This is a genomic window from Nitratiruptor sp. SB155-2, from assembly GCF_000010325.1.
Classification (GTDB): Bacteria; Campylobacterota; Campylobacteria; order Campylobacterales; family Nitratiruptoraceae; genus Nitratiruptor.
This window is the reverse complement of sequence record NC_009662.1, coordinates 1,647,438-1,670,095: the sequence shown is the minus strand read 5'-3', so window position 1 is coordinate 1,670,095 and position 22,658 is coordinate 1,647,438. Positions and strand designations below refer to the sequence as shown.

The following is a 22,658-nucleotide window of genomic DNA, read 5'->3' as shown; positions in this document are numbered from 1 at the left end:
ATGGCCAAACGACATGAGGAGCTCATCGACTCCTTAAGCGGCAAAGGCCTTCTGGCCGCTATCGGCCGATATCTGTTGATACTCGGCATTGTCAGTGCAGTTGCAGTCTATATCGGATTTTTGTTGTTTGGAACGAACTCTTTGGAAGTTCTGTTTCAGCTCAATGTCACCCAAAAAAATCTTGAAAGAAGCATCAAGTACCTAAAAGCTGAAAATGCAAGACTGCAAAAAGAGTATTTCGAACTAAAAGAGTTGGAGCCTACCGAATGAAACGTCTACTTCTTTTGATTCCTGTGATGCTGTTGGCTCGGGAAAATCCCTTTTTTCTTCCCAATGAGTTGCCTCAAAAAGAGTCTCAAATCATGCATCCAGTGACCCAAGCCCCTGTCGCCAAACAAACAAAGCTGCCAAAGAAGGTGATTCAGCCCTCCAAAAATGGATCGATTCAAAAAGAGCTGCTAAAACTCTCCATCAAACCTGCAATTATCTATGTGTATACAGATCATTTGTTGATCAAAACCCACTCGAAGCTGCTTCGATCTTTTTTTACAACAAAACCGAAAAAACTGGTCCTCGATTTTTCCAGTGGAACAAGTTTCCGGAGTGTTAAACGGAAAGTGAAACAATCCGATTACTTTATAGATATAGCTGCAGGATCCCACAAAGACTATTTTCGTATCGCGTTACGGCTCAAAAAAGAGTGCAGCAAAAAAGTCAAAAAGACTAGTGAGGGGTATCTGGTTTTTTGTAAGTAAGTTTGACGATCCATCGGATTGCAATCATGACAATCAAAACTTCGATAATACTTGCCAAGATGAGCGTCAAATAGGCTTCCTTGCCTAGCACTTTGGTATGCAAGGCTATCGTCGCGATCGCAACAAGAAGTGTGAGAGGCATGGAGTGTGAAAGTGCATAGAGTACGCCTTCTTTCAGTGAGAAAAGTCGATAAAAAGCCATGGAGCTAAGAAGCCGTATCCCTATCATGGCAAGAGTGATGAAGAGTGCGTTGACGATCATCCCCTGCATAAAAAGAGCTTCGATTTTGAAGCTGCTTCCAGTAAAGATAAAAAATATCGGCACCAAAAATCCAAATCCAAAGGAAGAGAGTTTATGGGGCAGTGTCTTTTTGTGCTCAAAAAAGGTGGCGATGATGATACCGGCGATAAACGCACCAAAAGCGACTTCCAGATGCAGATAAATCATAATTGCGATGAAAGTGAAAAGAAGCGCCATAGAGAGTCGAATATCCTGCTCCTCCGTATCGATTCGGGGCATGAGTGTGGTTTTGAGTTCAGGGTACCACCAAAAAAGAACTTGAAGCAGTTTAAAAATGAGCATCGTAAGCAGTAAAAAGAGAGCCAAGATCAAGATGCTCTCATAAAACTGTTTCCCCAGTCCAAACTCCATGACCGCACTCATAATGGTTAAAACGGTAATGGAGACCACTTCTCCAAGGCTTCCGATGGCCATGGAGAGATTGAGCCACGAAACTCCTTTGCCATACTCCTTTTTCAAAGCGGCAATCAAGCCGACGGAGATTAACGGGAATATGGCGATATAGATATCTGCAAGAGCGCTGTATCGAACGAGCAAGAAGGAGAAAAGATAGAGTAGGGCGATATAGACAATACCGCGTTTGATAACGGCCTTTTCAAGGGAAAAGAGCTCCTTGAGATCCACTTCCAGACCGGCCAGAAACATAAGATACAAAAAGCCAAATTCCGCGACCAGTTCAAACAGGGCGACATGCGACAGCAGCCCCAAAGCGCCAAAAACGGTGCCAAGGACGATTTCCACTACCGATGTAGGAAGTCTTGTGATTTTCGACAGAAATGGGGAGGTGAAAATGATGAGAGAGACAACAAGGATAATATGTATTTCATTCATGACAGCTGGTGGCTATTTCTACTCCGAGTTTTTGCAACGTTTGAATATCTTTGTCCGGACGTTCACCCTTCGTTGTGAGATAGTCACCAATGACGATGGCGTTTGCTCCGGCATCCAATATTTTTGGCCACTGCTCGCCAAAAACCAACTCTCTGCCGCCTGCTACCATAATCATAGCGTTGGGAACTCTTTTTCTCATGTCCTGAATGATAGAGAGTGCGTCGGATGGGTCGATAGTTGTTTGTGGTAGAGGAAGCGCTTCGTTGGGATGATAAAAATTGATGGGGACGCTCATAGGCTCCAGGCTTGCAATCTGATCCATCATCTCCTCTCTTTGCTCTTTGCTCTCCCCAAGGCCAAAAATGCCTCCGGTGCAAAGATTGAGGCCCGCTTCTTTCGCATTGAGACATGTCTGATAGCGCTCCTCCCAGCTATGTGTCGAGCATATTTGCTCATAAAAGCTTTTTGCCGTTTCGAGATTGTGGTTGTAGTTGTCGATGCCGGCATGTTTGAGCTCTTTGAGCTGCCATACCTCAGCCGTACCGTTGCAGCCTATAAGACTGATATCGGGTACCTCTTTTTTAACGGCCCTGGCCGCTTGTGTAACGAAATCGAGAATCTTGTCATCGATACCTTTTCCAGCAGTCACTAAACAAAATCCTATCGCTTTTGCAGCTTTGGCTTTTTTGGCCTCTTCGACGATTGTTTCGATAGATTTATATTTGTATCTTGGGATATCGGCTCGATATTTGGTGCTTTGGGTGCAAAACTTGCAATCTTCAGCACATACGCCACTACTGATATTACTGATGGCACACAAATAGACTTTCATGCACAAACCCTCTCTTCCATCCAGGTGTCATTTTCCAAATCTTTGTATATATAAGTGACATTTTTTGATTCAAGCTCCAAAAGAGCCGATTCTATACGGGGCTTTTCCCTAGCGCACACTTCTCCCGGATTGAGAAAGAGTGCCTTTGCCTTTTGGCATTCGAACTTGTGCAGATGACCATAGATAACGATATCGGTATCTGGAGTGAGGTAGTAGGGCTGGTGCATCAGTTTGAATGTGGTATTTTTGATTGTGAAATAGTAGGGCTGTTTTTGCAGATTGACACGGGAACAACATTCGAGCAGATGAGCGGAGTCGGTATTGCCAAAAACAGCGATGACAGGGATGTCTAAGCCATCGAGGTATCGACACACCTTTTCGCCAATATCGCCTGCATGGATCAAAATCTCAATATCAAAACTTTTGAGTTTCTCTACAGCTTCTCTTGTAAAATCCACTCTATCGTGTGTATCGGAAATGACACCTATGTTCACTGCACTTCCTCTCGGTGTTTACATTTGATACACTCATACACCTCTTTGTTGCGATATGTCCGTTTCGCCATCATGTATCCGCATTCGCTGCACTGTTTATCCACCGGTTCAAATTTTGAGACAAATGTACATTTTGGATAGTTGGAGCAACCATAAAATTTTCCCCGTCTGCTGAATCGCTCAACAATTTCTCCTCCGCACTCGGGACATTTCACATCCAGCTTTTTGGGCTCGTTTTTTGCCAAGGGCTTGGTGTTTTTACATTTCGGATAGGCACTGCAAGCCAGAAAAGATCCTCGAGGTCCTTGTTTGACGACCATCGGCGAGCCACATTTTTCACAAACTTCGTTACTCTCTTGAGGCCCTTTTTCTTCAGATTCTATCTGTTCGGTGTATTTACATTTTGGAAAAGCGCTACAAGCGATGAATTCTCCAAAACGCCCCTTTCTTTTGACGAGCTCCGCTCCACATTCAGGACAGTTTCTTCCAACTGGAATAGCCACTTTTTGGCTTTTGATCTCTTTTTTCCCTTTTTCGATGAGCTCTATAAACGGATCATAGAAGGCTTTTAATACTTTTTGCCAATCTTTTTTGGCTTCGGCTATTTCATCCAGTTCCTCTTCCATTTTAGCAGTAAACGAGCTGTCTACAATCTCGGGGAAATGCTTTTCTAGTACCTCGATTACTTTGAAAGCGATTTCAGTCGGCTTGATGGCCCGTTTTTCAAGCTCGATATAGTTACGTGCTTGCAACAGGGCAATTGTCGGTGCATAGGTAGATGGACGGCCGATACCAAGAGATTCGAGCATTTTGATAAGACTGGCTTCTGTGTATCTGGCAGGGGGTTCTGTGAAGTGCTGGTTGGCTTCTATTTTGGTGAGTTTCGCCTCTTCACCCTCTTTGAGATCCGGAAGGAGCTTGTCTTTGTCTTCGTTGCCCAAAACTTTGTAGAATCCATCGAAAATGAGTTTTCTTCCACTTGCTTTGAAAGTGGCGCTTGGACTTTTAAAGTAGATGGTTTGTGTTTCAAAGACAGCATCTTCCATCTGTGAAGCAAGAAACCGGTTGTAGATGAGAGTGTAGAGCTTGAGTTCATCCGCACTCAAATAGTTTTTGGCCACCTCTGGGGTAAAGTCGAGCATCGTTGGACGGATCGCCTCGTGTGCCTCTTGAGCACCTTTGCTTTTTGTTGCATATTCTTTTGGTTTTTTGGGAAGATACTTTTCTCCAAACTGCTTTTTAATGAGGTCTCTAGCTGCTTCTTGCGCCTCTTTTGCGATATTGAGACTATCCGTTCGCATATAGGTGATAACGCCAGTGATTCCTTTTGGCGTCTGAACACCTTCATAGAGCTTTTGGGCTATCATCATCGTCTTTTTAGGACTGAACCCGAGCTTTGAGGAAGCGGTCTGCTGCAGCGTTGAAGTCATAAAAGGAGCAGGGGATTTGGTGATGCGTTTTTTCTTCTCTATTTTGGCAACGACAAAGGATTCATTTTTGACTTGATCGACTATTGCTTGAGCCTCTTTTTCATTTTTGATATCCATTTTGCCGATTTTTTTGTTCATATACTCATACAAAGCAGCTTCGATGGTATCGTTGAAAATAGCGTCGATACTCCAGTATTCTTGAGGCTTGAAAGCTTGGATCTCTCGCTCTTTGTCAACTACAAGTTTGAGTGCCGCACTTTGAACCCGCCCAGCACTCAGACCTCTTTGGATTTTGGATGAAAGAAGCGGGCTGAGCTTGTATCCCACGATTCGATCCAGTAGTCGTCTTGTCTGCTGGGCATTGACCCTGTTCATATCGATGGTACGTGGATTTTGCAAAGCTTTTTGGATAGCCGATTTTGTGATCTCGTGAAAGACGATTCTCGGAAGCTCTTGCGGTTTTTTCCCGATCGCTTCGGCGATATGGTATCCAATCGCCTCTCCTTCTCTGTCTTCATCCGTTGCGATATAGACCGTGTCCGCTTTTTTAGCAAGCTCCTTGAGCTGTTTTGTGATTTGGGAGTGCTCTTTGTCCACGCGATATTGCGGGATGAACTTGTCCTCTTCTATCTTGATGCCGAAACTGCTTTTTGGCAGATCTCGGATATGACCTTTGGAGGCGATAACTTCATACTCTTTGCCTAAAAAATTCTTGATTGTTCTCGCTTTTGCCGGTGATTCGACGATAATTAGATTCTTTCCCATAGAGTAACCTGAATTGTTTTTTTCGCTATTCTAACATATAATTAGGAAAAAAATAGAGGAGCCCCATGCACGTCTTGTATGCCAAAAACAGCTCCATCGTTTACTGTGCGCTTTTGCATGCGTATGGATTTGATGCGCTCAAAATTCCAGCGATCGCTCCCACTTTTTTTGCAAATGTTGCCAAGATGATGGGCGTGCAAATGGAGTTTGTGGATGTGAAGCTTGATTTTTCAGGTGATGCGGATGTGGTACACAACTTTTTTGAGAGTTTCACACCAAAAGCAAAAATCGTTTTTCAAAACTGGGGCGAGTGTATTGGAGATGCGGAAGTTTTTGTGATGAAAAGGGCAGATTGTGTGAAGCTGGTCATCAAGAATGAGGAAATCGTACGAAAAGTGGAGCTATTTTTACATGGTGGTGTGCAAAAAGGAAGGCTATGGAATTATGATGTTGTCGATATCGGTATCAAAAACCTTCGCGGACCTTGCGAAGAAGATGTAAGACAAGCGATTGAAGAGAGTAACGAATTAGTGGACTATTTTGAAGAAAAATTTAGGGACAACCCATATTTCGATATCTTGAAAATCGGAGGAGAAACGCTCAAAACCCAGTATCCCATCCTTTTGAAGCCATCACTGTATTGCCCGAAAGAGGATATATTTGTTGAACTACGAGAAAAAGGTGTGCATGTGGAAGTGCGTTTCAAGCCTTTGTATCGCATGTCTCTTTTTTCGGGTGATTTTTTACCGGGAGCAGAGGAGCTGTATAAGGCTTTGTTGCTTTTGCCGATGGAAAAAAGTGTCGTAGGAACGCTTTTTGAGGTGTTGGACAAATATAGATATAGAGGGTGTCGTTTTTAATGTATGTTATATCAGATGAATTGGAAAAAAAAGAGCAGATAGAGTTAGAAGAGAACAAAAAGCAGATAGTCTTTACCTCTTCACATAATCAAAAGATAATCGATTGGCTGCTCAATCACGGTTTTCATGAGAGCTTCATAGAAGATATCCAAAACGAAGATCAAAGTGTCGCTTTTGAGGAGGGGGATCTTTTTCGTTTTATCGTCTTGAAATATTTCAAGCGAAGCGATGAACACCCCTTGATGTACGAGGATGCCAACATAATGATCATTTTAACGGGTCAAAAACTGATTTTTTTGTGTGAAGACAGAGAGATCATCCAGCGTGTGGTGGCAAGATTTCGAAAACGGTATCGCATAGGGGATCGGTTGGAGTATGCAACCTATATACTTTTGGATATTTTGATCGATTTTAAGATGAATATCATCGATCTCATCGATGATAGATTAGAACTCATTGAAGATAAGATATTTAGTGAAGATGTGGATGAAAAGGAGATCCAAAAAAGTCTCTATTTCGCGCGCCGAAGTCTCAATAAAATCTCGAAAATAAGCGTGCTTGAAAACGATGTGATCAACAAGATCTACAATCACTTTCCCCCAACCATCCGAAAAAAACTCAAATATGAGTTTATTGACCTCAAAGAACACCTCTCCTTTTTGATCAATGAATCCAAAGCCTACCTGGATAGAACGGGGTATCTGCAAAACCTTTTGATGGGATTCATGAGCAACCAGATGAATAAAACGATGCAACGCCTTACAGGAATCACCCTTATTTTCTTGCCTCTTACCTTTATTGTGGGCAATTACGGGATGAACTTTCGTTATATGCCAGAATTGAGCTGGAAATATGGTTACTTTGTCGTATGGGTTGTCAATATTCTCATAGCAGCAGGAATATACTGGTGGTTAAGGAAGAAAAAATGGATTTAAAAGAGCTCGAAAAGCTTCACGAAAAATGCCAAGAGGGAGAGTGTGATCTGTATAGCTTTTTGGAAGAGGCTTTGCCAGAACTTTCCATTGAAGAGAGGCTTCAAGTGATGGCTGAAATACTCAACGACTTTTTGGATGAGTATGAGTATGATGTAGAGGATAAACTCAAACGCGAATCCTACTCCATCACCAAGTTTTTTCCCAAAAAGTAATGTGCGCCATTTTTGGAATCGTTGGATCCTATGATCCTTCAAGAGCAAAAAAAGCCTTTTCGACGCTTTCCCACAGAGGCGATGACGATATCGGCTACTATGAAAAAACGAATCTCTTTTTAGCCCACAGGAGACTTTATATCCTGGATGAAAATGCAAAACAGCCCTGTATCCATGATGGCAAAGTGATACTTTTCAATGGAGAGATCTATAATTTTCATGATCTTGGTGCACAGAGTGAAGCGCAAGCCATCGCCGAGTCGCTTCATGACTTTTCGCAGCTTCAAGGGATGTTTGCGTTGGCAGTTCTCGATAGAGACAGACTCTATCTAGCCAAAGATATCTTTGGCAAAAAACCGCTCTATTACTATTTTGATCACAATCTTTTTATCTTTTCGAGTGAAATTAAAGCTATAAAGGCGTATCTAGGAAGTGTCAAATACAATCAAAAAGCGCTGAGTTGTTACCTCTCTTTTGGCTCTATCCCAAATGAACACACCTTTTATAAAGGCATATACAAACTCCTTGGTGGCCAGGAGCTTATACTGGATTGTCAGAGTCGAAAGTTTCAAGTACGACCTTTTGCAACCCCGTTGCAAAGAGGAAAAGTTCCTTTAAAAGAGGTGCTGCTGCAAAGTGTGAAAAAAAGATTGCAAGGCGATTTCGAGGTGGCTTCTTTACTCAGTGGAGGGGTCGATAGCTCTTTTGTAAGTGCGGCAGCGAAAGAGATGCAAGGGTATCTTGCAACTTATTCCATCGGGTATGAAGAGAAACGGTACAGTGAACTGCGGTATGCAAGAATGGTAGCGAGCCATATCGGGAGTGAACATACCGAAGTGGTGATGACAAAAGAGGATTTTTTTGAAACGCTCTATAAAGTCGTTGAACATTTTGACGAGCCTGTCGGAGACAGCGCTTCTGTTCCTCTCTATTTTTTGATGAAGCGGATAAAAAAAGATGGCTTTCGAATCGTTTTGAGTGGAGAAGGGGGCGATGAGATCTTTTTGGGCTATCGGCAATATTTTGAGATGTTTGATCTTTATCGGGCAAAAGATCTGAAGTATAAAAACTGGCTCAAAAACTATTTCAGGTCCCATTTTAGTCCGAACAAAGAGTGGGAATGGTACAAAAGAGTATTTGAAGATGAGGTGATTTTCAGGTCCAGTTGCGAGGTCTTTACCGATCTGCAAAAAAATCTATTTTTGAAGCGCAATGTCAAAGATGGTGAATCGTTGGAGTGCATGGATGTAATTTTGCAGCAGTGGCAGCAAAGCGGTTGGGAAGATCCATATGAATTTTTTACTTTTGTTGATCTGAAAATCCGTCTGGAGAGCCTCTATCTGCATAAACTGGATATGGTGAGTATGGCGCATACCATTGAAGCCAGAACGCCTCTTTTAGACAAAGAAGTTTTACAGGCGGCATTTGCAGATACAAAGAGAAACAAAGAGGCCAAATATTTTTTAAAAGAGGTCGCTAAACTCTACATCCCCCAAGAGATTCTTCAAAGAAAAAAGAAGGGATTTAGCTACCCGTACATGGAGTGGATAAAACAGAGCGAGCTTTTTGAAAAGATTCCAAAACTGAACGAGCAGTATGGGGTGTTTCGAGATGATCAGATAGGGTTTTTGTTGGAGCATGCCAAAAGGAACAGATTCTCAAGACACTTTTGGCTCGTGCTTGCCTACCTGCTTTGGATTGATAAAAATTTTTAATTATATTTTTAATAAATAAATTGGTTATGATACAATATTTATGGGGAGTGAGAAATCCAACTAATTGGAAGATGATGTCAATCAAACGAGTGCTTATTTTTATTCCATTTCTAGTAATTGTTACTTTTATGATTTTTTTTTATTTTTTTTCTTTAGACTTGCAAAAACTTGAAGATAAGAATATAAAAGCCTCGTTGTCTAATCAAATTATTAAACTGATGCTCGAAGCGAGAATCAAAGAAAAAGATTTTATTCTGATGGGAAATATAAATGATGCAAACGAGGTACAAAATATTGTAAAAAATGCAATATCCATCGCGAACAAACTTCAAAAAAATTTTACTAATCCTCAGAACATCCAGCTTGTTTCAAATGTCATAACAAATATCAAACAATATTTTGCAATTTTTGAAAAATATACTTCGATTTATAAAGATTTATTAGATATACAAAAAGACTTAGAAAAACATGTAAATATTCTCCAGCATATTGTATTGCAGATATATATTATTCAAGAAAAGCAAAAGAGTACCGTTTTACATCAATTCTCAGGGAATCTTAATTATCTAACGGATGAAGTCCAGGAAGCGACTTTGTCAGAAAGAATATTAACTGAGCTCTTATTTCTTATCATCAATGAGTTAAAACTCAGGACAAATTATGACAAAAATCAGGTGCAACTTATAGAAAACCACATCCAATCTCTTAAAAGATATGCTACAAAATTACGAGACTCAGTAGAAAAAGTACAAAATAAAAAAATGGTTGATAATTTATTACAAAAACTACAAGAATTTGAAATAGTATTTTATCGCTATTTAGATCTACAAAATAGGGCGTTCAATGTTTTTCATAGCATGCAAAAAGAAGCATCAGAAGTTATCCAATCTGTTATTAGGTTACGAGAGGATCAAAAACTTGAAAGAAATAGATTAATCGATATATTAACAAAAAGATATATCTATTTAGTTTTATCAATAGGTGCATTATTGAGTGTAATCATACTATTTGTTAGTAAATTGATAATTGAAGATCTTAATAAAATTAATGAGTCAGCGAAAAAAATAACAGTAAAAAAATTTCATTTTCGAGAATTCAAAAAATTGGCAGCCAAAATTGTATCTATTCTAAAAGAAGAATTACAGCTTTTGAGACAATTAGAATACAAAACATATTATGATTTGTTAACTAATTTACCCAACAAGCTTAAGTTAGAAGAAGATTTAAATAATATCCATGAAAGATTTTTAGTAAATGCCTATCTATTTGATATAAAAAATTTCTCTTTAATCAATGAATACTACTCTACAGAAATTGGTGATAGAGTTTTACAGGAGTTCGCAAAGCAATTACGAGCATTGATACCAAAAGGTTGTAGTTTGTATCGATATAGTGCCGATGAGTTTATAGTTGTGGATTTTAAAAGAAGTCTAAGTAGAGATGTTGGAGAACATATTTATAAAGTTTTTCAAGAAAAAATCTTAAGAATCAAATTTAATAATGATGTTTTGCCTATCAATTTAGAATTAAAAGTTGTTTGTGTTAAAGAAACCCAAGCAAAAGATCTGATAAGAAAACTTTATCTTGCTTTGATGTATGCAAATCAAAAAGATTTAAATTATGTTGAATATAGTGATGGTATGGATGTCGAAAAAGATGTGGCAAAAAAATTTGAAGCCATACATTTTGTTAAAAAAGCTTTACAAGAAGATAATGTGGTTCCAGTTTTTCAAAAAATTGTAAAACCTGATAGAGTTAGTTATGAATGCCTTATACGCATAAAAGAGAAGGGCCGACTTTTGACTCCTGGCTCATTTATAGATAACATCAAAAATACGGCTCTTTATTATGAACTTACAAAGGTGATGATACGAAAAAGTTGTGAAACTTTTTATAATAGAGAAGAGGAATTTTCAATAAACTTTTCTTATCGAGATGTCGTAAGGGAGGAGATTAAAAAATATCTCATTGACTGTATTGAAAGATATAAAGTACAGAATAGAATTATAATAGAATTGTTAGAAACAGATGTAATAGAAGATTTCAAAGATGTCATTCAATTCGTCAATAATGTTAAACAGTATGGAGCGAAAATAGCAATTGATGATTTTGGTTCAGGGTATAACAATTTTAGCAATTTGATAGAAATAAAACCACATTATCTAAAAATTGATGGCAGTTTGATTAAAAATTTGGATAAAAATAAAGATGCTTACATTATAGTTAAGCATATCAATGCATTTGCTAAAGACCTAGGTATTCCAACGATTGCTGAATATGTATATAATGAGACAATATATAAAATTGTTGTCAAATTAGGAATAGATGGATATCAAGGATATTACATTGACAAGCCCAAAGAAATAATTTCATAAATTTTGTTACAATATCGTTACAATATCTTGGGTAGTGTAATACCTCTTTGATGTTGATATTTGCCGCGTTTGTCTTTATAGCTTACTTCACAATCTTCATCCCCTTCAAAAAAGAGTACCTGAGCGATTCCCTCGTTGGCATAGATTTTTGCCGGAAGAGGTGTGGTATTTGATATTTCGATAGTGATATGTCCTTCAAATTCTGGTTCAAAAGGAGTGACATTGACGATGATACCGCATCTTGCATAGGTACTTTTTCCTACACAGATTGCCAAAACGTTTCTTGGAATTCGAAAATACTCCACAGTTCTAGCCAGAGCAAAAGAGTTTGGAGGAACGATACACACATCGCCTTTAAAGTCCACCACGTTTCTTTCATCAAAATGTTTCGGATCGACTACTTCGGCATTGACATTGGTAAAGATCTTAAATTCGTCACTGACTCTGATGTCGTACCCGTAACTGCTGAGGCCGTAGCTAACGACCCCTTTTCCTATCTGATCTTCGCAAAAGGGCTCTATCATTCCATCTTCAACTGCTTTTTGTCGTATCCAGCAATCCGCTTTCAGTCCCATCGGTTTCCTTGAGTGTAATCTTAAATAATTTTATGATATTATAGCATACTAACTATACCCATATTTTAGGAGAGATAATGGATTTTAAACAGATAAAAGAACTTATAAAAATTTTCGATAAAAGCGGACTAAGCAGACTAAAAATAAAAGAGGAAAACTTTGAAATAGCAATGCAAAAAGGAGGAGAGGCAGTTCCTGTACAAACAGAGGCAGTCTCTTCTCAGCCGCAAGCGGCTCCTGCACCTGCTATAACTTCTGAGAATGCAGGCGAACAGCACGCCCACAGTGCAAAAGGCGAATATATCACTTCTCCGATGGTTGGGACTTTTTACCGAGCGCCAAGTCCAGACAGTCCTCCTTTTGTGAAAGTCGGAGATGTTGTGAGCAAAGGTCAGACCATAGGTATCATCGAAGCGATGAAGATATTCAATGAAATTGAGGCGGAATTCGATTGCAAAATCCTTGATATTTTGGTTGAAGATGGTCAACCGGTGGAGTACGATATGCCTCTTTTTCTCGTTGAAAGGGTCTAAATGGCAAAACTTGAAAAGATATTGATTGCGAATAGAGGAGAGATTGCCCTCAGAGCCATTCGAACCATCAAAGAGATGGGTAAACAGGCGATAGCCGTATATTCTACCGCCGATAAAGATGCACACTATCTCAAGCTTGCCGATGCAGCTATCTGCATAGGGGGTGAAAAGAGTAGCGAAAGCTATCTCAATATCCCTGCCATAATAAGTGCTGCGGAGATTGCCGAAGCTGACGCCATCTTTCCGGGATACGGCTTTTTGAGTGAAAATCAGCAGTTTGTTGAGATATGTAACCTGCATGGTATCAAGTTTATCGGTCCGAGCATCGAAGTGATGCAGCTCATGAGTGATAAAAGCAAGGCTAAAGAGGTGATGAAAAGCGCTGGAGTGCCGGTTGTTCCCGGAAGTGAAGGAGCCATCAAAAACGTGGAAGAGGCAAAAAAGATTGCCAAAGAGATCGGCTATCCCGTTATTTTAAAAGCGGCAAGCGGCGGTGGTGGTAAAGGGATGCGGGTTGTAGAGGATGAAAGCTATATAGAAAACGCATTTTTGGCGGCCGAAAGTGAAGCGATCAGCGCTTTTGGAGATGGAACCATCTACATGGAGAAATTTATCAAAAAACCCCGCCATATAGAGGTGCAGCTACTTGGCGACAGCCATGGGAACGTAGTACATCTTGGTGAAAGAGACTGCTCTTTGCAAAGAAGGCACCAGAAGATGCTGGAAGAGTCTCCGGCAATATTTTTGGACGAGAAGACGCGACAAAAGCTTTTGGATGTAGCCGTGAAAGCGGCGAAAGCGATTCGGTATGAAAATGCCGGAACGATAGAGTTTTTGGTCGATAACGATCAAAATTTTTACTTTATGGAGATGAACACAAGACTCCAAGTTGAGCATCCGGTGAGCGAAATGGTTAGTGGCATAGACATTGTCGAGTGGATGATACGCATCGCTGAGGGTGAGAGACTTTTTGATCAAAGCGAAGTACAACTCAAAGGGCATGCGATAGAGTGTCGAATCAATGCAGAAGATCCTGTGAAGTTCATCCCAAGTCCTGGAAAGATTAAAACATGGATAGCTCCGGGGGGCAAAGATGTTCGCATGGATACCCATGTCTACTGCAACTATATCGTTCCTCCCTATTACGATTCGATGATAGCAAAGTTGATTGTATGGGGAGAGGATCGGACGAAAGCGATCGCAAAAATGAAAAGAAGTTTGGAAGAGTTTGAGGTAGGCGGTATTAAAACAACCATCGATTTTCATAAAAATATGATGGACAATCCCGATTTTGTCTCCAACGACTACGATACGAAATATATTGACGAGAAATATCTAAAATAGATTGTTGATTTTATAAAAAGTGGGCAGGAAAACCCCTGCCTGCATTTTCGAAACTGCTTAATGGAGCTCTTCGTTGAGTTTTACCTCTTTGTTGCTTCGAAACACTTTCATCTGACCACTGGTGGAGTCTTGTCTGAAATGTAAGCCACTTAGTCCTGCGAGTTCTCTGCCTTTGAAAAACTCTTTATATTCTGCGTTCCATTCTGGATTTGCCTCTTTGATTTTTTCATAGTCCGCTTCACTCATGAAAAATTTTGTTCCTTCCAGTACGGCTATTCCGGCATCTACGATACAACCATTTCCCAATGGAATGCCTGTAACGGAGTTCGCACCAAGCAAACAGTTTTCACCGATACTGATAGGATTGCCGCTTGTACCGCTGAGAACTCCAAGAATGCTCGCTCCGCCACCTACATCACTTCCTTTACCGACTACTGCACTGGAGCTGATTCTTCCTTCAACCATGACCGGACCTAGTGTTCCGGCGTTGAAGTTGATATAGCTCGCTCCTGGCATGACGGTTGTTCCTGCAGCAAGTTGTGCTCCCATGCGCACTTTGGCAGCATCAAGTATTCTTGTGTTGTCCGCAGGGATGATGTGCTGCAAAAATCTTGGGAATTTGTCTACTGAATCGATAACGGGGTATTGCCCGCTCATTTTGAGTTCAAGCTCGTTTTCCCGTAACCAATCAAGTTCGATTGGAGTGGTGCCGCTCCATGCAACATTGTGCAAAATGCCGAATGCCCCATTCAGATTGACGCTTCGAAGAGCCGCTTTACCGGTAGAGAGGGCGTAGAGTTTAAGATAGACTGCTTCAACGCTTTTGGGCGCCGCGTCTTCAAAAAGAAAAACGATTTTGAAGTTTGCAAGCTCTTCTTCATCCAGCGTGCTTAAATATTTGATAACTTGTACGTTTTTGTGTGCATCACCTATTGCCTCTTCGATCCAAGGATTGCAGTAACTAAGAGCCTCTGCGACAAAATTTTTCGTTACATCGTAAACCGCTTCACTCTCATCATTGAGTAGTTTCCCTGTCTCATGCAGCGCTTTTTGAAAAATGGCAGCGCTGCCGTAGTTCTCTTTCCAGTTGATAAACGGGAAGGTTGCTTGTAAGATTTTTTCAGGGTTTTTTTGCCCTCTATCGACTCGTGCAATACCAAAAGCCAAAGGCTCTTTGTAATATGCACTTGATTGGATTTCATTAACCAGTGCGAAAAAATCGTCTTTTGTCTGAATCATTGTTACTCCTTATGGTAATCGTATTACTTTGATATTTGCGGAAGCTTTGAGTTTATCAAAATACTCTTTAACATTTTTCACACCGCTTGTTTTAGAGAGTCTGTTTAATATATATCCTTTTGCCTCTTCAAAAGGGATATACTCTTTCCCATATTTATGTTTGATGTAGATGAGAAGGTATTTATCCCCCATAGGCAAGATCTTGGTGAATGAGCCCTCAGGTGTCTGATTGAGAAGATATGCAAATTGTGGATTGACTTTCTGAAGATCGATCTTCTCTTCACCTTTTTGTAAAAGGGCATTGTTACTTGGCTGGTAAAGGGGATTTTGTGCAATCTTCGCCAAAACCTCTTTGGATGGAGAGATGTATTTGACGATATCCGCCTCTTTCGCTATCTCGAACTCATTCTTGTGAGTTTCATAATACTCTTTGAGATCTTTTTCACTCAGTTTCTGGGTTTGCTGTCTTGTCAAAGCGGCATAGAGTTTTTTTCTTAGTAGCTGTTTCCGAAGGCCCTCTTTGAATTTTTCCCAGTCGCCTCCTTGGGAGATGATTGCCTCTTGAAGTCCAAAAAGATCGGTTCCCTTTTGTTTCGCAATTTTTTCAAGTGCCTGGTCCAACTCGATATCATCCACTGTGACACCAAGCTTTTTGATCTGTTCATTTTCTAGTTTTTCGCGTATCAAAAGTTGAATCGCCTCTCTTCTGGATAGCCCGGTGGTATTGATCACTTTGTTGATCTCATAGAGCGTTATTGGTTCATCGTTGACTATGACTGCGATGCCATCGATTATTTTCCCATAAGAAAGAGTGAGAAGCAAAGTGGCTGCCAAGGCGATCTTTTTCATAGATTTCCTTTTGTTGTATAAGTTTACTCGATTTTACCACTTTCTTACTAAGAGTTGGGTAAAATATCGAAAAAAACAAAGGGCACAAATGATCGTTACACGTTTCGCTCCAAGTCCTACAGGGTATCTGCATATCGGAGGACTTCGAACCGCTCTTTTTAATTGGCTGTGGGCGAGAAAAAATGGTGGAAAATTTATTTTGCGTATTGAGGATACTGACCTTGCACGAAATAGTGAAGAGGCCACGAAAGCGATTTTAGAGGCTTTCGATTGGGTAGGGCTCGATTACGATGGTGATGTGGCGTATCAATCCAAACGCTTTGATATCTATAAACGTTATATCCAAAAACTGCTCGATGAAGGGAAGGCCTATTATTGCTATATGAGCAAAGAGGAGCTGGATCGTCTTCGAGAAGAGCAGATGAAAAGAGGGGAGAGGCCCCGATATGATCGAAGATATAGAGATTTCACGGGAACACCGCCACAGGGCGTGCAGCCGGTTGTGCGCATCAAAGCCCCATTGGAAGGAGATATCGTCTTTGAAGATGGTATCAAAGGCATTGTGACTATAAAAGCCGAGGAGCTTGATGATTTTATCATAGCACGAAGCGATGGAACACCGACATACAACTTTGTAGTAGCGATTGATGATGCCTTGATGGGTGTTACCGATGTGATACGGGGAGACGATCATCTCTATAACACGCCAAAACAGATCATTGTATATGAAGCTTTGGGTCTGCCGATTCCGAGATTCTACCATGTGCCGATGATTTTAAACGAACAGGGTAAAAAACTGAGCAAGCGCGATGGTGCCATGGATGTGATGGAGTATAAAAAAATGGGATATCTGCCCGAAGCTCTTTTAAACTTTTTAGTACGCCTCGGGTGGAGCCATGGGGATCAAGAGATTTTTAGTTTGCAAGAGATGAAGGAGCTGTTTGACCCCAAAGATATCAACAAATCGGCTTCTGCGTATAATCTATCCAAACTGCAGTGGCTCAATGCCCACTACATCAAAAATACACCAAATGAGAAGCTCGTGAAGCTTCTTGAAGAGTTTGGTCTCTTTTTATCCGATCACGATAAGAAAGAGATCTTGCTCGATGCTTTGAAAGAGCGGGCAAAAACCCTTCAAGAGCTTGCCGATATGGCAAAAGAGATTTTAGAAGCGCCGAAAAACTACGATGAAAAGGGAGTGAAAAAAGCGCTCAAAGGTGAATGGAAAGCGATTTTGGAACTCTTTTTGCAAAAACTCAAAGCCAGCGATGCTCACCTGCCATCAGATTTTCATGCCATTATCGAGGCAGTAGTCGAGGAAAAAGAGATTGGCTTTGGTAAAATCGGACAGCCTTTACGTCTGGCACTTTTAGGAAAAATGGCAGGACCAGACTTATCAGATGTGATGGCAATTATTGGAAAAGAAGAAACAATTGCTAGAGTTGAGAAGCTCATAAAAGAAAAAGGAAATAGTTGAAAACAAAAGCGTTGCAATATCATAAGAATGGAAAATGTGGAAAGTTAGAGATCTGTGTTACAAAACCATTTGCAACGCAAGAAGATTTAAGCCTTGCTTATACACCGGGAGTGGGAGAGGTTTGCAAAGAGATAGCCAAGCATCCTGAAAGTGCTTATGAATATACCACAAAAGGAAATCTGGTTGCAGTCATTTCCAATGGAACTGCCGTTCTTGGTCTTGGCGATATTGGTGCACTTGCTAGCAAGCCTGTTATGGAGGGTAAGGCGATTTTATTTAAAAAATTTGCCGGAATTGACAGTATAGATTTGGAGGTGAACGAGAAAGACCCTCAAAAATTCGTAGAAATTGTACGAGCATTAACCCCCACTTTTGGCGGTATCAACTTGGAAGATATCAAAGCACCAGAATGCTTTGAGATTGAAGAGCAACTCAAAAAGAGTACCGACATTCCTGTTATGCATGATGATCAACATGGGACTGCCATCGTAACGACGGCCGGATTGATTAATGCGTGCAAATTGACAGGACGCGATATCAAATCTTTGAAAGTGGTGATCGTAGGAAGTGGCGCTGCTGCGATTGCAAGTGCAAAGATGTACCGCTATTTTGGAATCAAAGAGATCATTCTCATCGATTCTCAAGGCGTCGTTCATGCGAAACGCACAGATCTTAACAAGTATAAAGCCCAGTTTGCTTATCCAAAAGCGATTTCACGAGAGGAAGCGTTTAAAGATGCGGACATGGTTCTGGGTCTTAGCAGACCGGGAGCCGTGAGAAAAGAGGATTTGGCTCTCATGAAAGAGGCCCCTTTTGTGTTTGTCTGCTCCAATCCCGTTCCTGAAATTATGCCGGAGGAGGTTAAAGAGATACGCCCAAGAGCCATTATCGCCACTGGCAGAAGCGATTTTGCCAATCAGGTGAATAATGTTTTGGGTTTTCCCTATCTCTTTCGGGGAGCACTCGATACAAGAAGTAGCGCAATAAACTATGAGATGATGTTGGCAGCTGCTCATGCTTTGGCGGACCTGGCGAGAGAAGAGGTACCTGAAAGTGTGCAAAAAATTTATTGTAAAAAACTCACATTTTCGAATGAGTATATCATTCCCACCCCTTTTGATCCAAGACTGATCGTTCACGTAAGCATGGCGGTAGCAAAGGCTGCAGTGGAAAGTGGCGTAGCAAGAAAGAAGCTGGATTGGGATCACTACAGACACAGGCTTGAAGAACTTCGAAGAAAAGGGTGCTAGGAGTATCAATCGATAGTGGGCGAGGGTTCATGAAGGTAGAATCCTTGCGCATAATCGACTCCAAGTTCTTTGATCACTTCATATACCTCTTTTGAGTGGACAAACTCCGCAACCGTTTTGATATCGGCCGCTTGAGCGAAGTTGACAATCATCCATACAATCAGTTTTGCATTTTTGTCTTTATGGATATTCTTGATAAGACTTCCATCAATTTTGATGTAATCGATTTGGAGATTGAGCAGATGTTCAAAGTTGGAGTATCCGCTACCGAAGTCATCAATAGCAATTTTTGCCCCAAAACTTTTCACTTTTTTGATGAACTCTTTGACAATTTCGTAATCGGAAATAGAAGCAGACTCCAAAATTTCAAAGGTGACTCTGTTTTTGATGTTGGGGTACATCTGGAAAAGCTCTTCGAGCATATTTGTAAAATCTGGATCGATAATATCATCTATAGAGATATTGAGACTAAACGATGCATCTTTGTCGTTCATCGTAGCGAAACTTCGCAAAAAGATCATTTTCGTGATCGATTTGTACAGTTTGATCTCTTTTGCCAATTTCAGGTAGGGATAGATCGATTCAGTGCCTTTTTCCGTTTTAATTCGAGCCAATGCCTCATATTTGACTATTTGATCGTTACGGATATCTACGATGGCTTGGTAAAAAGGGAGGATTTTTCCATTTTTCACCCCATCGATCAAAACATTTGTCATCTGTAAATTCTTGTTCACTTTCTCTAAAAGATTGTGGGATGGCGTGTAGTAGAGGCATGTTTTTTGTGGGTTTTTCTTAACCTCTTTAAGAGCGATATCTGCGGTTTCTAACAGGGGCCTAGAAGTGGAGATCCCTATACTGGCCGTTACGAATATTTCAAGATTGCGGCAGATAATGGGCTTTCTTTGGAAGAGTCGATTGATTTTACACGCTATCTTTTCCAAATCTATACCATCTCTTTCCAAAACGATTGCGAAATCGTCCCCACCTACCCGAAAAACTTTCGCACTGGATATGTTTTTCACATAATTTTTGATCGTATTGGCTACTGATTGTAAAATGCAGTCTCCTATCTCAGTGCCGTAGATATCGTTGAAATGTTTGAAGCGGTCGATATTGATCAAAATAAGAGCTGGATTTTTGTATTTCCTTTTTTCGATAAAAAAGCTGTTTCTATTGTATAGACCGGTTAGCGTATCAATTCTTGCCAATCTGTCTAGTTCTCGGTTCTCTTTATCTAGCAATAGTATAAGATAGATATTGTAAACGACTGTAAATAGAAATAGGGCTACAAAAATTGCATAGAGGAGCGTAATCGTTTGCAGCTTTTCTTGATAGATCTTTTCGAAATCTTTTCTAAAAATCTCTATGGACTTTTGGGGCAGATTTTGAAGAATGGTATCAAGATGTTTTGTATATGCCGGGAAATTTTGTAGAAAAATATTGATATGTGCCAGCAATACTTCATGAAATCGTTGAAGATTTTGATCTTTGAAGTGATACTTTTGAAGCTCTGTATAATCTTTTTTTATCTCATGCAAAAAATCTTTATCAAAGCTGCTTTTTGCCAAAATCACATTGGATATAGCGCTTACAACAGTCTGTTCATATCTATTGAATTGTGGGTGCATATTTTCAAAGTTTGGTATTTTCTTCATCAAAGTAGTGAGATAGGTCAACGAATTTTTGATCGTTGAATTGACCGTTTCAAAATCGAAAATCGTACTTTTCACTTTTTTACTTGTTTTTTTATAGTTTCGGTAATCTTTTTTCAGTGTTTGAGGCAGATACGGCAAGTGGTCATGTTCGAAATTTCTTTGCTGCGCTTCTAGCTCTTTGACCGTATGAACAATTTTGTCAAAATTCTTATAAAGAAAAAAAGATGTTTCCAAAACTTCGTACTGTAACTTTGTTTCGAGTGTCTGGAAACGATCCAAATGATATAGAATATGGTTGCGCTCTTCGAAATAGCGCTTGGAGAAATGTTGAAAATAGAAAAAGAGTCCTATGATGGTGATTCCAAGAAGGATAGAAAAAAGAACTCTTTTTTTGGTACTCATTGCTCTAAAATCTTCGGTTTTTTACCAGTTAATGTTTTCAAAAAAGCGACGATCGCTTTTTTTTCTTCGGGAGAGAGTTTAAATCCCAGGTTGTGATAAGCCATTTTCTCTACCGCTTCATCCAGTGTTTTAACCGAACCGTCATGAAAATAGGGAGCAGTGAGAGCGATATTGCGAAGGCTGGGGACTTTGTATCTGTAGCGGTCAAATGCTCTTTTTGTTACTTCGTATCTGTCACCGACTGCCGGCTTGTCATACGGTTTTACGGCACCGATTTTTTGAAAGGAGTTCCCTCCGATATTGATGCCGTTGTGGCAGGTGATACATCCAAGCTGCTTGAAAAGAATATACCCTTTCTTTTCCAAGGGTGAAAGTTTTGCTTTGCCTTTGAGATAAAGATCAAACTTTGAATCGGGCGTGATCAGGGCTTTTTCAAATTCGGCTATCGCATCGAGCACCATCCAGTATTTGATATGATCGGTATGATAAACCTTTTTGAAAAGTTTCTTGTAAAAGGGGTTGTTGTTAAGCCTTTTTTCGATCTCTTTTGCGTCCATAGCCATCTCGTTGGGAGCATGGACCGGCCCGTTTGCCTGATCTTTGAGATCTCTCGCTCTTCCGTTCCAAAATTGCCTAAAATTGAAGTAGGCGTTATAAACGGTCGGGGAATTGACTTTTCCTTTTTTGCCACCCACCCCTACAGAGACCGGTCTTGGGTCAGCCCCTCCATGATTGAAGTCATGACAGCTAGAACAGCTGATTTTTCTGTTTTTGGAAAGAATGGGATCGAAGAAAAGATATTTTCCTAAAAGTGCTTTTTGTTTGTTGTAAGAAATATGTTCTGGAATAGGTTTAATGGGCTCGAATGCCAAGAGGAGCAGAGGTATAAAAAAAAAGAACAATTTCTTCATTTTCGAATCTTTTTTGCCAGTTTCAGAAATTTTTTGAGCGATCGTTTTTCCCGTATTCCTACATTATAACGTATCAACGTTAAATAGTCGTTAATCTCTTGAAAGCTGAGACCAGACCGCTTCATATGTCCTCGTATGATATAGGTTGGAATTTTTACATGGCTTTGTAAAAACGCTTTGGTCAGTTTTTCATACTGTTTGCTTTTTTTTCTGTAGCAAAATCTGGCAAAAACGAAAGGGAGACCAAAGTTTTCATACCAAAGTTTTGCAAGGTCTTGGCATTTTTGCTTTTTTCTCCTTTGCAGGGCTCTGTCTCCTATGACCACTTCTCCTTGCATTTTTAGGATCTTTGCAAGGATGTTGGATGTATCGGAGGCTTGGTCAGGAAGCGTTTTACCCGGGCAGACAAGCACGCTTAAAACCTTTTTATCTGCCACGATACCAAAGTCACTGCATCGATATCTTTGTGAAACGATACTGGATACCATAGCCGCTTCCACTTTTCCTTTTTGAAATTTTCTATTGATTACAGAGGGAACCCCTTGGTGATACATCCACGCTTTTTTGTCTGTAGGTGCTCGTAATCTTTTTTTGAGAAAAACATGGAAGGGTAAAAGATTGATGTATTCGATTTTCCCTATTATCATGAGGGTAATTATATGATAAAATTAACGAAAAACATAACGAGGAAAAGCAATGGTAACAGTAGAATTTTTAGGTCCGATTAAGCGAGAACCTGTGAAGATCGAGGCAAAAACCCTTGCGGATGTAGCAAAAGAGCTTAAAAAAGATCCCGAGCTGCAAAAGTGGCTTAGTGAATGTGCTGTCGCTGTCAATGATACATTGATCGAAAAAAGTGATATCAAACTCAAAGAGGGAGATCGTATCACTCTTCTTCCTCCAGTCTGTGGAGGGTGA

General features: G+C 40.3%; 22 protein-coding genes. 12 read left to right on the top strand and 10 right to left on the bottom strand.

What is annotated here, in order from left to right; genetic code table 11:
* Together NIS_RS08805 and NIS_RS08800 are read left to right on the top strand one after the other, a co-directional pair.
* Positions 1–270, top strand: a complete 270-nt coding sequence (locus tag NIS_RS08805; protein WP_012083025.1) for a hypothetical protein — start codon at positions 1–3, stop codon at positions 268–270.
* Complete coding sequence (locus NIS_RS08800) at positions 267–755, top strand: AMIN domain-containing protein (protein ID WP_012083024.1); 489 nt, start codon at positions 267–269, stop codon at positions 753–755. Before NIS_RS08805 ends, NIS_RS08800 begins: the two co-directional genes overlap by 4 nt.
* On the opposite strand, the gene NIS_RS08795 is transcribed toward NIS_RS08800, so the two are convergent.
* Genes NIS_RS08795 through topA form a run of 4 tightly spaced genes read right to left on the bottom strand, consistent with a single transcriptional unit; the run spans position 724 to position 5,408 of the window.
* Positions 724–1,887 (bottom strand): cation:proton antiporter, encoded by a 1,164-nt coding sequence (locus NIS_RS08795; RefSeq protein WP_012083023.1) that lies wholly within the window; start codon positions 1,885–1,887, stop codon positions 724–726. The two genes, NIS_RS08800 and NIS_RS08795, sit on opposite strands and share 32 nt — an antisense overlap.
* Entirely contained in the window at positions 1,880–2,719 is an 840-nt protein-coding gene (locus NIS_RS08790) for a biotin synthase (RefSeq protein ID WP_012083022.1), read from the bottom strand. Before NIS_RS08790 ends, NIS_RS08795 begins: the two co-directional genes overlap by 8 nt.
* The gene (locus NIS_RS08785; protein ID WP_012083021.1) at positions 2,716–3,213 is read right to left on the bottom strand and encodes a metallophosphoesterase family protein; all 498 of its coding nucleotides are present in this window, start codon (positions 3,211–3,213) and stop codon (positions 2,716–2,718) included. The genes NIS_RS08790 and NIS_RS08785 overlap by 4 nt, the downstream gene beginning before the upstream one ends.
* A complete protein-coding gene (gene topA, locus NIS_RS08780; RefSeq protein ID WP_012083020.1) occupies positions 3,210–5,408 on the bottom strand; it encodes a type I DNA topoisomerase in 2,199 nt (732 codons plus the stop codon). Before topA ends, NIS_RS08785 begins: the two co-directional genes overlap by 4 nt.
* Positions 5,409–5,473: 65 nt before the next feature.
* On the opposite strand from topA, the gene NIS_RS08775 reads away from it, so the two are divergent.
* From NIS_RS08775 to NIS_RS08755, 5 genes are all read left to right on the top strand, one after another.
* Positions 5,474–6,268 (top strand): DegT/DnrJ/EryC1/StrS family aminotransferase, encoded by a 795-nt coding sequence (locus NIS_RS08775; RefSeq protein WP_012083019.1) that lies wholly within the window; start codon positions 5,474–5,476, stop codon positions 6,266–6,268.
* The gene (locus tag NIS_RS08770; RefSeq protein ID WP_012083018.1) at positions 6,268–7,203 is read left to right on the top strand and encodes a magnesium transporter CorA family protein; all 936 of its coding nucleotides are present in this window, start codon (positions 6,268–6,270) and stop codon (positions 7,201–7,203) included. Before NIS_RS08775 ends, NIS_RS08770 begins: the two co-directional genes overlap by 1 nt.
* Positions 7,194–7,415, top strand: a complete 222-nt coding sequence (locus NIS_RS08765) for a hypothetical protein (protein WP_041354070.1) — start codon at positions 7,194–7,196, stop codon at positions 7,413–7,415. Before NIS_RS08770 ends, NIS_RS08765 begins: the two co-directional genes overlap by 10 nt.
* Positions 7,415–9,130 carry an asparagine synthase (glutamine-hydrolyzing) gene (asnB, locus tag NIS_RS08760; RefSeq protein WP_012083017.1) on the top strand — a complete coding sequence of 572 codons (1,716 nt, stop codon included), beginning with the start codon at positions 7,415–7,417 and terminating at the stop codon, positions 9,128–9,130. Before NIS_RS08765 ends, asnB begins: the two co-directional genes overlap by 1 nt.
* Positions 9,131–9,204: 74 nt before the next feature.
* Positions 9,205–11,505 carry an EAL domain-containing protein gene (locus NIS_RS08755; protein WP_012083016.1) on the top strand — a complete coding sequence of 767 codons (2,301 nt, stop codon included), beginning with the start codon at positions 9,205–9,207 and terminating at the stop codon, positions 11,503–11,505.
* Between the two features lie 17 nt (positions 11,506–11,522).
* Here NIS_RS08755 and dcd read toward each other — a convergent pair whose 3' ends face one another.
* Positions 11,523–12,080 (bottom strand): dCTP deaminase, encoded by a 558-nt coding sequence (gene dcd, locus NIS_RS08750; protein ID WP_012083015.1) that lies wholly within the window; start codon positions 12,078–12,080, stop codon positions 11,523–11,525.
* Positions 12,081–12,157: 77 nt separating this feature from the next.
* Here dcd and accB point away from each other — a divergent pair, with 77 nt between their 5' ends.
* Positions 12,158–12,613, top strand: coding sequence for an acetyl-CoA carboxylase biotin carboxyl carrier protein (accB, locus tag NIS_RS08745; protein WP_012083014.1), 456 nt, complete (start codon positions 12,158–12,160; stop codon positions 12,611–12,613).
* On the top strand, positions 12,614–13,957 hold the full coding sequence (locus tag NIS_RS08740) for an acetyl-CoA carboxylase biotin carboxylase subunit (RefSeq protein ID WP_012083013.1): 1,344 nt from the start codon (positions 12,614–12,616) through the stop codon (positions 13,955–13,957). It begins immediately after the preceding gene.
* A gap of 57 nt (positions 13,958–14,014) precedes the next feature.
* Here the strand turns inward: NIS_RS08740 and NIS_RS08735 are convergent, their stop codons facing one another.
* Entirely contained in the window at positions 14,015–15,196 is a 1,182-nt protein-coding gene (locus tag NIS_RS08735; RefSeq protein ID WP_012083012.1) for a tetrahydrodipicolinate N-succinyltransferase N-terminal domain-containing protein, read from the bottom strand.
* 9 nt (positions 15,197–15,205) lie between these two features.
* Positions 15,206–16,045: a peptidyl-prolyl cis-trans isomerase gene (locus tag NIS_RS08730; RefSeq protein ID WP_012083011.1), complete on the bottom strand. Its 840-nt coding sequence runs from the start codon at positions 16,043–16,045 to the stop codon at positions 15,206–15,208.
* 88 nt (positions 16,046–16,133) lie between these two features.
* On the opposite strand from NIS_RS08730, the gene gltX reads away from it, so the two are divergent.
* A complete protein-coding gene (gene gltX, locus NIS_RS08725) occupies positions 16,134–17,522 on the top strand; it encodes a glutamate--tRNA ligase (RefSeq protein WP_012083010.1) in 1,389 nt (462 codons plus the stop codon).
* Positions 17,519–18,772 carry a malic enzyme-like NAD(P)-binding protein gene (locus NIS_RS08720; RefSeq protein ID WP_012083009.1) on the top strand — a complete coding sequence of 418 codons (1,254 nt, stop codon included), beginning with the start codon at positions 17,519–17,521 and terminating at the stop codon, positions 18,770–18,772. The genes gltX and NIS_RS08720 overlap by 4 nt, the downstream gene beginning before the upstream one ends.
* A 5-nt stretch (positions 18,773–18,777) precedes the next feature.
* On the opposite strand, the gene NIS_RS10095 is transcribed toward NIS_RS08720, so the two are convergent.
* From NIS_RS10095 to NIS_RS08705, 3 genes are read right to left on the bottom strand one after another with little or no spacing between them, the layout of a single operon-like run.
* Positions 18,778–20,829 (bottom strand): EAL domain-containing protein, encoded by a 2,052-nt coding sequence (locus tag NIS_RS10095; protein ID WP_012083008.1) that lies wholly within the window; start codon positions 20,827–20,829, stop codon positions 18,778–18,780.
* The gene (locus tag NIS_RS08710; protein ID WP_012083007.1) at positions 20,826–21,740 is read right to left on the bottom strand and encodes a cytochrome-c peroxidase; all 915 of its coding nucleotides are present in this window, start codon (positions 21,738–21,740) and stop codon (positions 20,826–20,828) included. The genes NIS_RS10095 and NIS_RS08710 overlap by 4 nt, the downstream gene beginning before the upstream one ends.
* Entirely contained in the window at positions 21,737–22,387 is a 651-nt protein-coding gene (locus NIS_RS08705; protein WP_012083006.1) for an MqnA/MqnD/SBP family protein, read from the bottom strand. Before NIS_RS08705 ends, NIS_RS08710 begins: the two co-directional genes overlap by 4 nt.
* A 49-nt stretch (positions 22,388–22,436) precedes the next feature.
* Here NIS_RS08705 and NIS_RS08700 point away from each other — a divergent pair, with 49 nt between their 5' ends.
* Positions 22,437–22,658 carry a MoaD/ThiS family protein gene (locus NIS_RS08700; RefSeq protein ID WP_012083005.1) on the top strand — a complete coding sequence of 74 codons (222 nt, stop codon included), beginning with the start codon at positions 22,437–22,439 and terminating at the stop codon, positions 22,656–22,658.

Coding starts and splice junctions, on each gene's coding strand:
- NIS_RS08805 (WP_012083025.1), top strand. CDS start 1: ATGGCCAAACGACATGAGGAGCTCATCGACTCCTTAAGCGGCAAAGGC.
- NIS_RS08800 (WP_012083024.1), top strand. CDS start 267: ATGAAACGTCTACTTCTTTTGATTCCTGTGATGCTGTTGGCTCGGGAA.
- NIS_RS08795 (WP_012083023.1), bottom strand. CDS start 1,887: ATGAATGAAATACATATTATCCTTGTTGTCTCTCTCATCATTTTCACC.
- NIS_RS08790 (WP_012083022.1), bottom strand. CDS start 2,719: ATGAAAGTCTATTTGTGTGCCATCAGTAATATCAGTAGTGGCGTATGT.
- topA (WP_012083020.1), bottom strand. CDS start 5,408: ATGGGAAAGAATCTAATTATCGTCGAATCACCGGCAAAAGCGAGAACA.
- NIS_RS08775 (WP_012083019.1), top strand. CDS start 5,474: ATGCACGTCTTGTATGCCAAAAACAGCTCCATCGTTTACTGTGCGCTT.
- NIS_RS08770 (WP_012083018.1), top strand. CDS start 6,268: ATGTATGTTATATCAGATGAATTGGAAAAAAAAGAGCAGATAGAGTTA.
- NIS_RS08765 (WP_041354070.1), top strand. CDS start 7,194: ATGGATTTAAAAGAGCTCGAAAAGCTTCACGAAAAATGCCAAGAGGGA.
- asnB (WP_012083017.1), top strand. CDS start 7,415: ATGTGCGCCATTTTTGGAATCGTTGGATCCTATGATCCTTCAAGAGCA.
- NIS_RS08755 (WP_012083016.1), top strand. CDS start 9,205: ATGTCAATCAAACGAGTGCTTATTTTTATTCCATTTCTAGTAATTGTT.
- dcd (WP_012083015.1), bottom strand. CDS start 12,080: ATGGGACTGAAAGCGGATTGCTGGATACGACAAAAAGCAGTTGAAGAT.
- accB (WP_012083014.1), top strand. CDS start 12,158: ATGGATTTTAAACAGATAAAAGAACTTATAAAAATTTTCGATAAAAGC.
- NIS_RS08740 (WP_012083013.1), top strand. CDS start 12,614: ATGGCAAAACTTGAAAAGATATTGATTGCGAATAGAGGAGAGATTGCC.
- NIS_RS08735 (WP_012083012.1), bottom strand. CDS start 15,196: ATGATTCAGACAAAAGACGATTTTTTCGCACTGGTTAATGAAATCCAA.
- NIS_RS08730 (WP_012083011.1), bottom strand. CDS start 16,045: ATGAAAAAGATCGCCTTGGCAGCCACTTTGCTTCTCACTCTTTCTTAT.
- gltX (WP_012083010.1), top strand. CDS start 16,134: ATGATCGTTACACGTTTCGCTCCAAGTCCTACAGGGTATCTGCATATC.
- NIS_RS10095 (WP_012083008.1), bottom strand. CDS start 20,829: ATGAGTACCAAAAAAAGAGTTCTTTTTTCTATCCTTCTTGGAATCACC.
- NIS_RS08710 (WP_012083007.1), bottom strand. CDS start 21,740: ATGAAGAAATTGTTCTTTTTTTTTATACCTCTGCTCCTCTTGGCATTC.
- NIS_RS08705 (WP_012083006.1), bottom strand. CDS start 22,387: ATGATAATAGGGAAAATCGAATACATCAATCTTTTACCCTTCCATGTT.
- NIS_RS08700 (WP_012083005.1), top strand. CDS start 22,437: ATGGTAACAGTAGAATTTTTAGGTCCGATTAAGCGAGAACCTGTGAAG.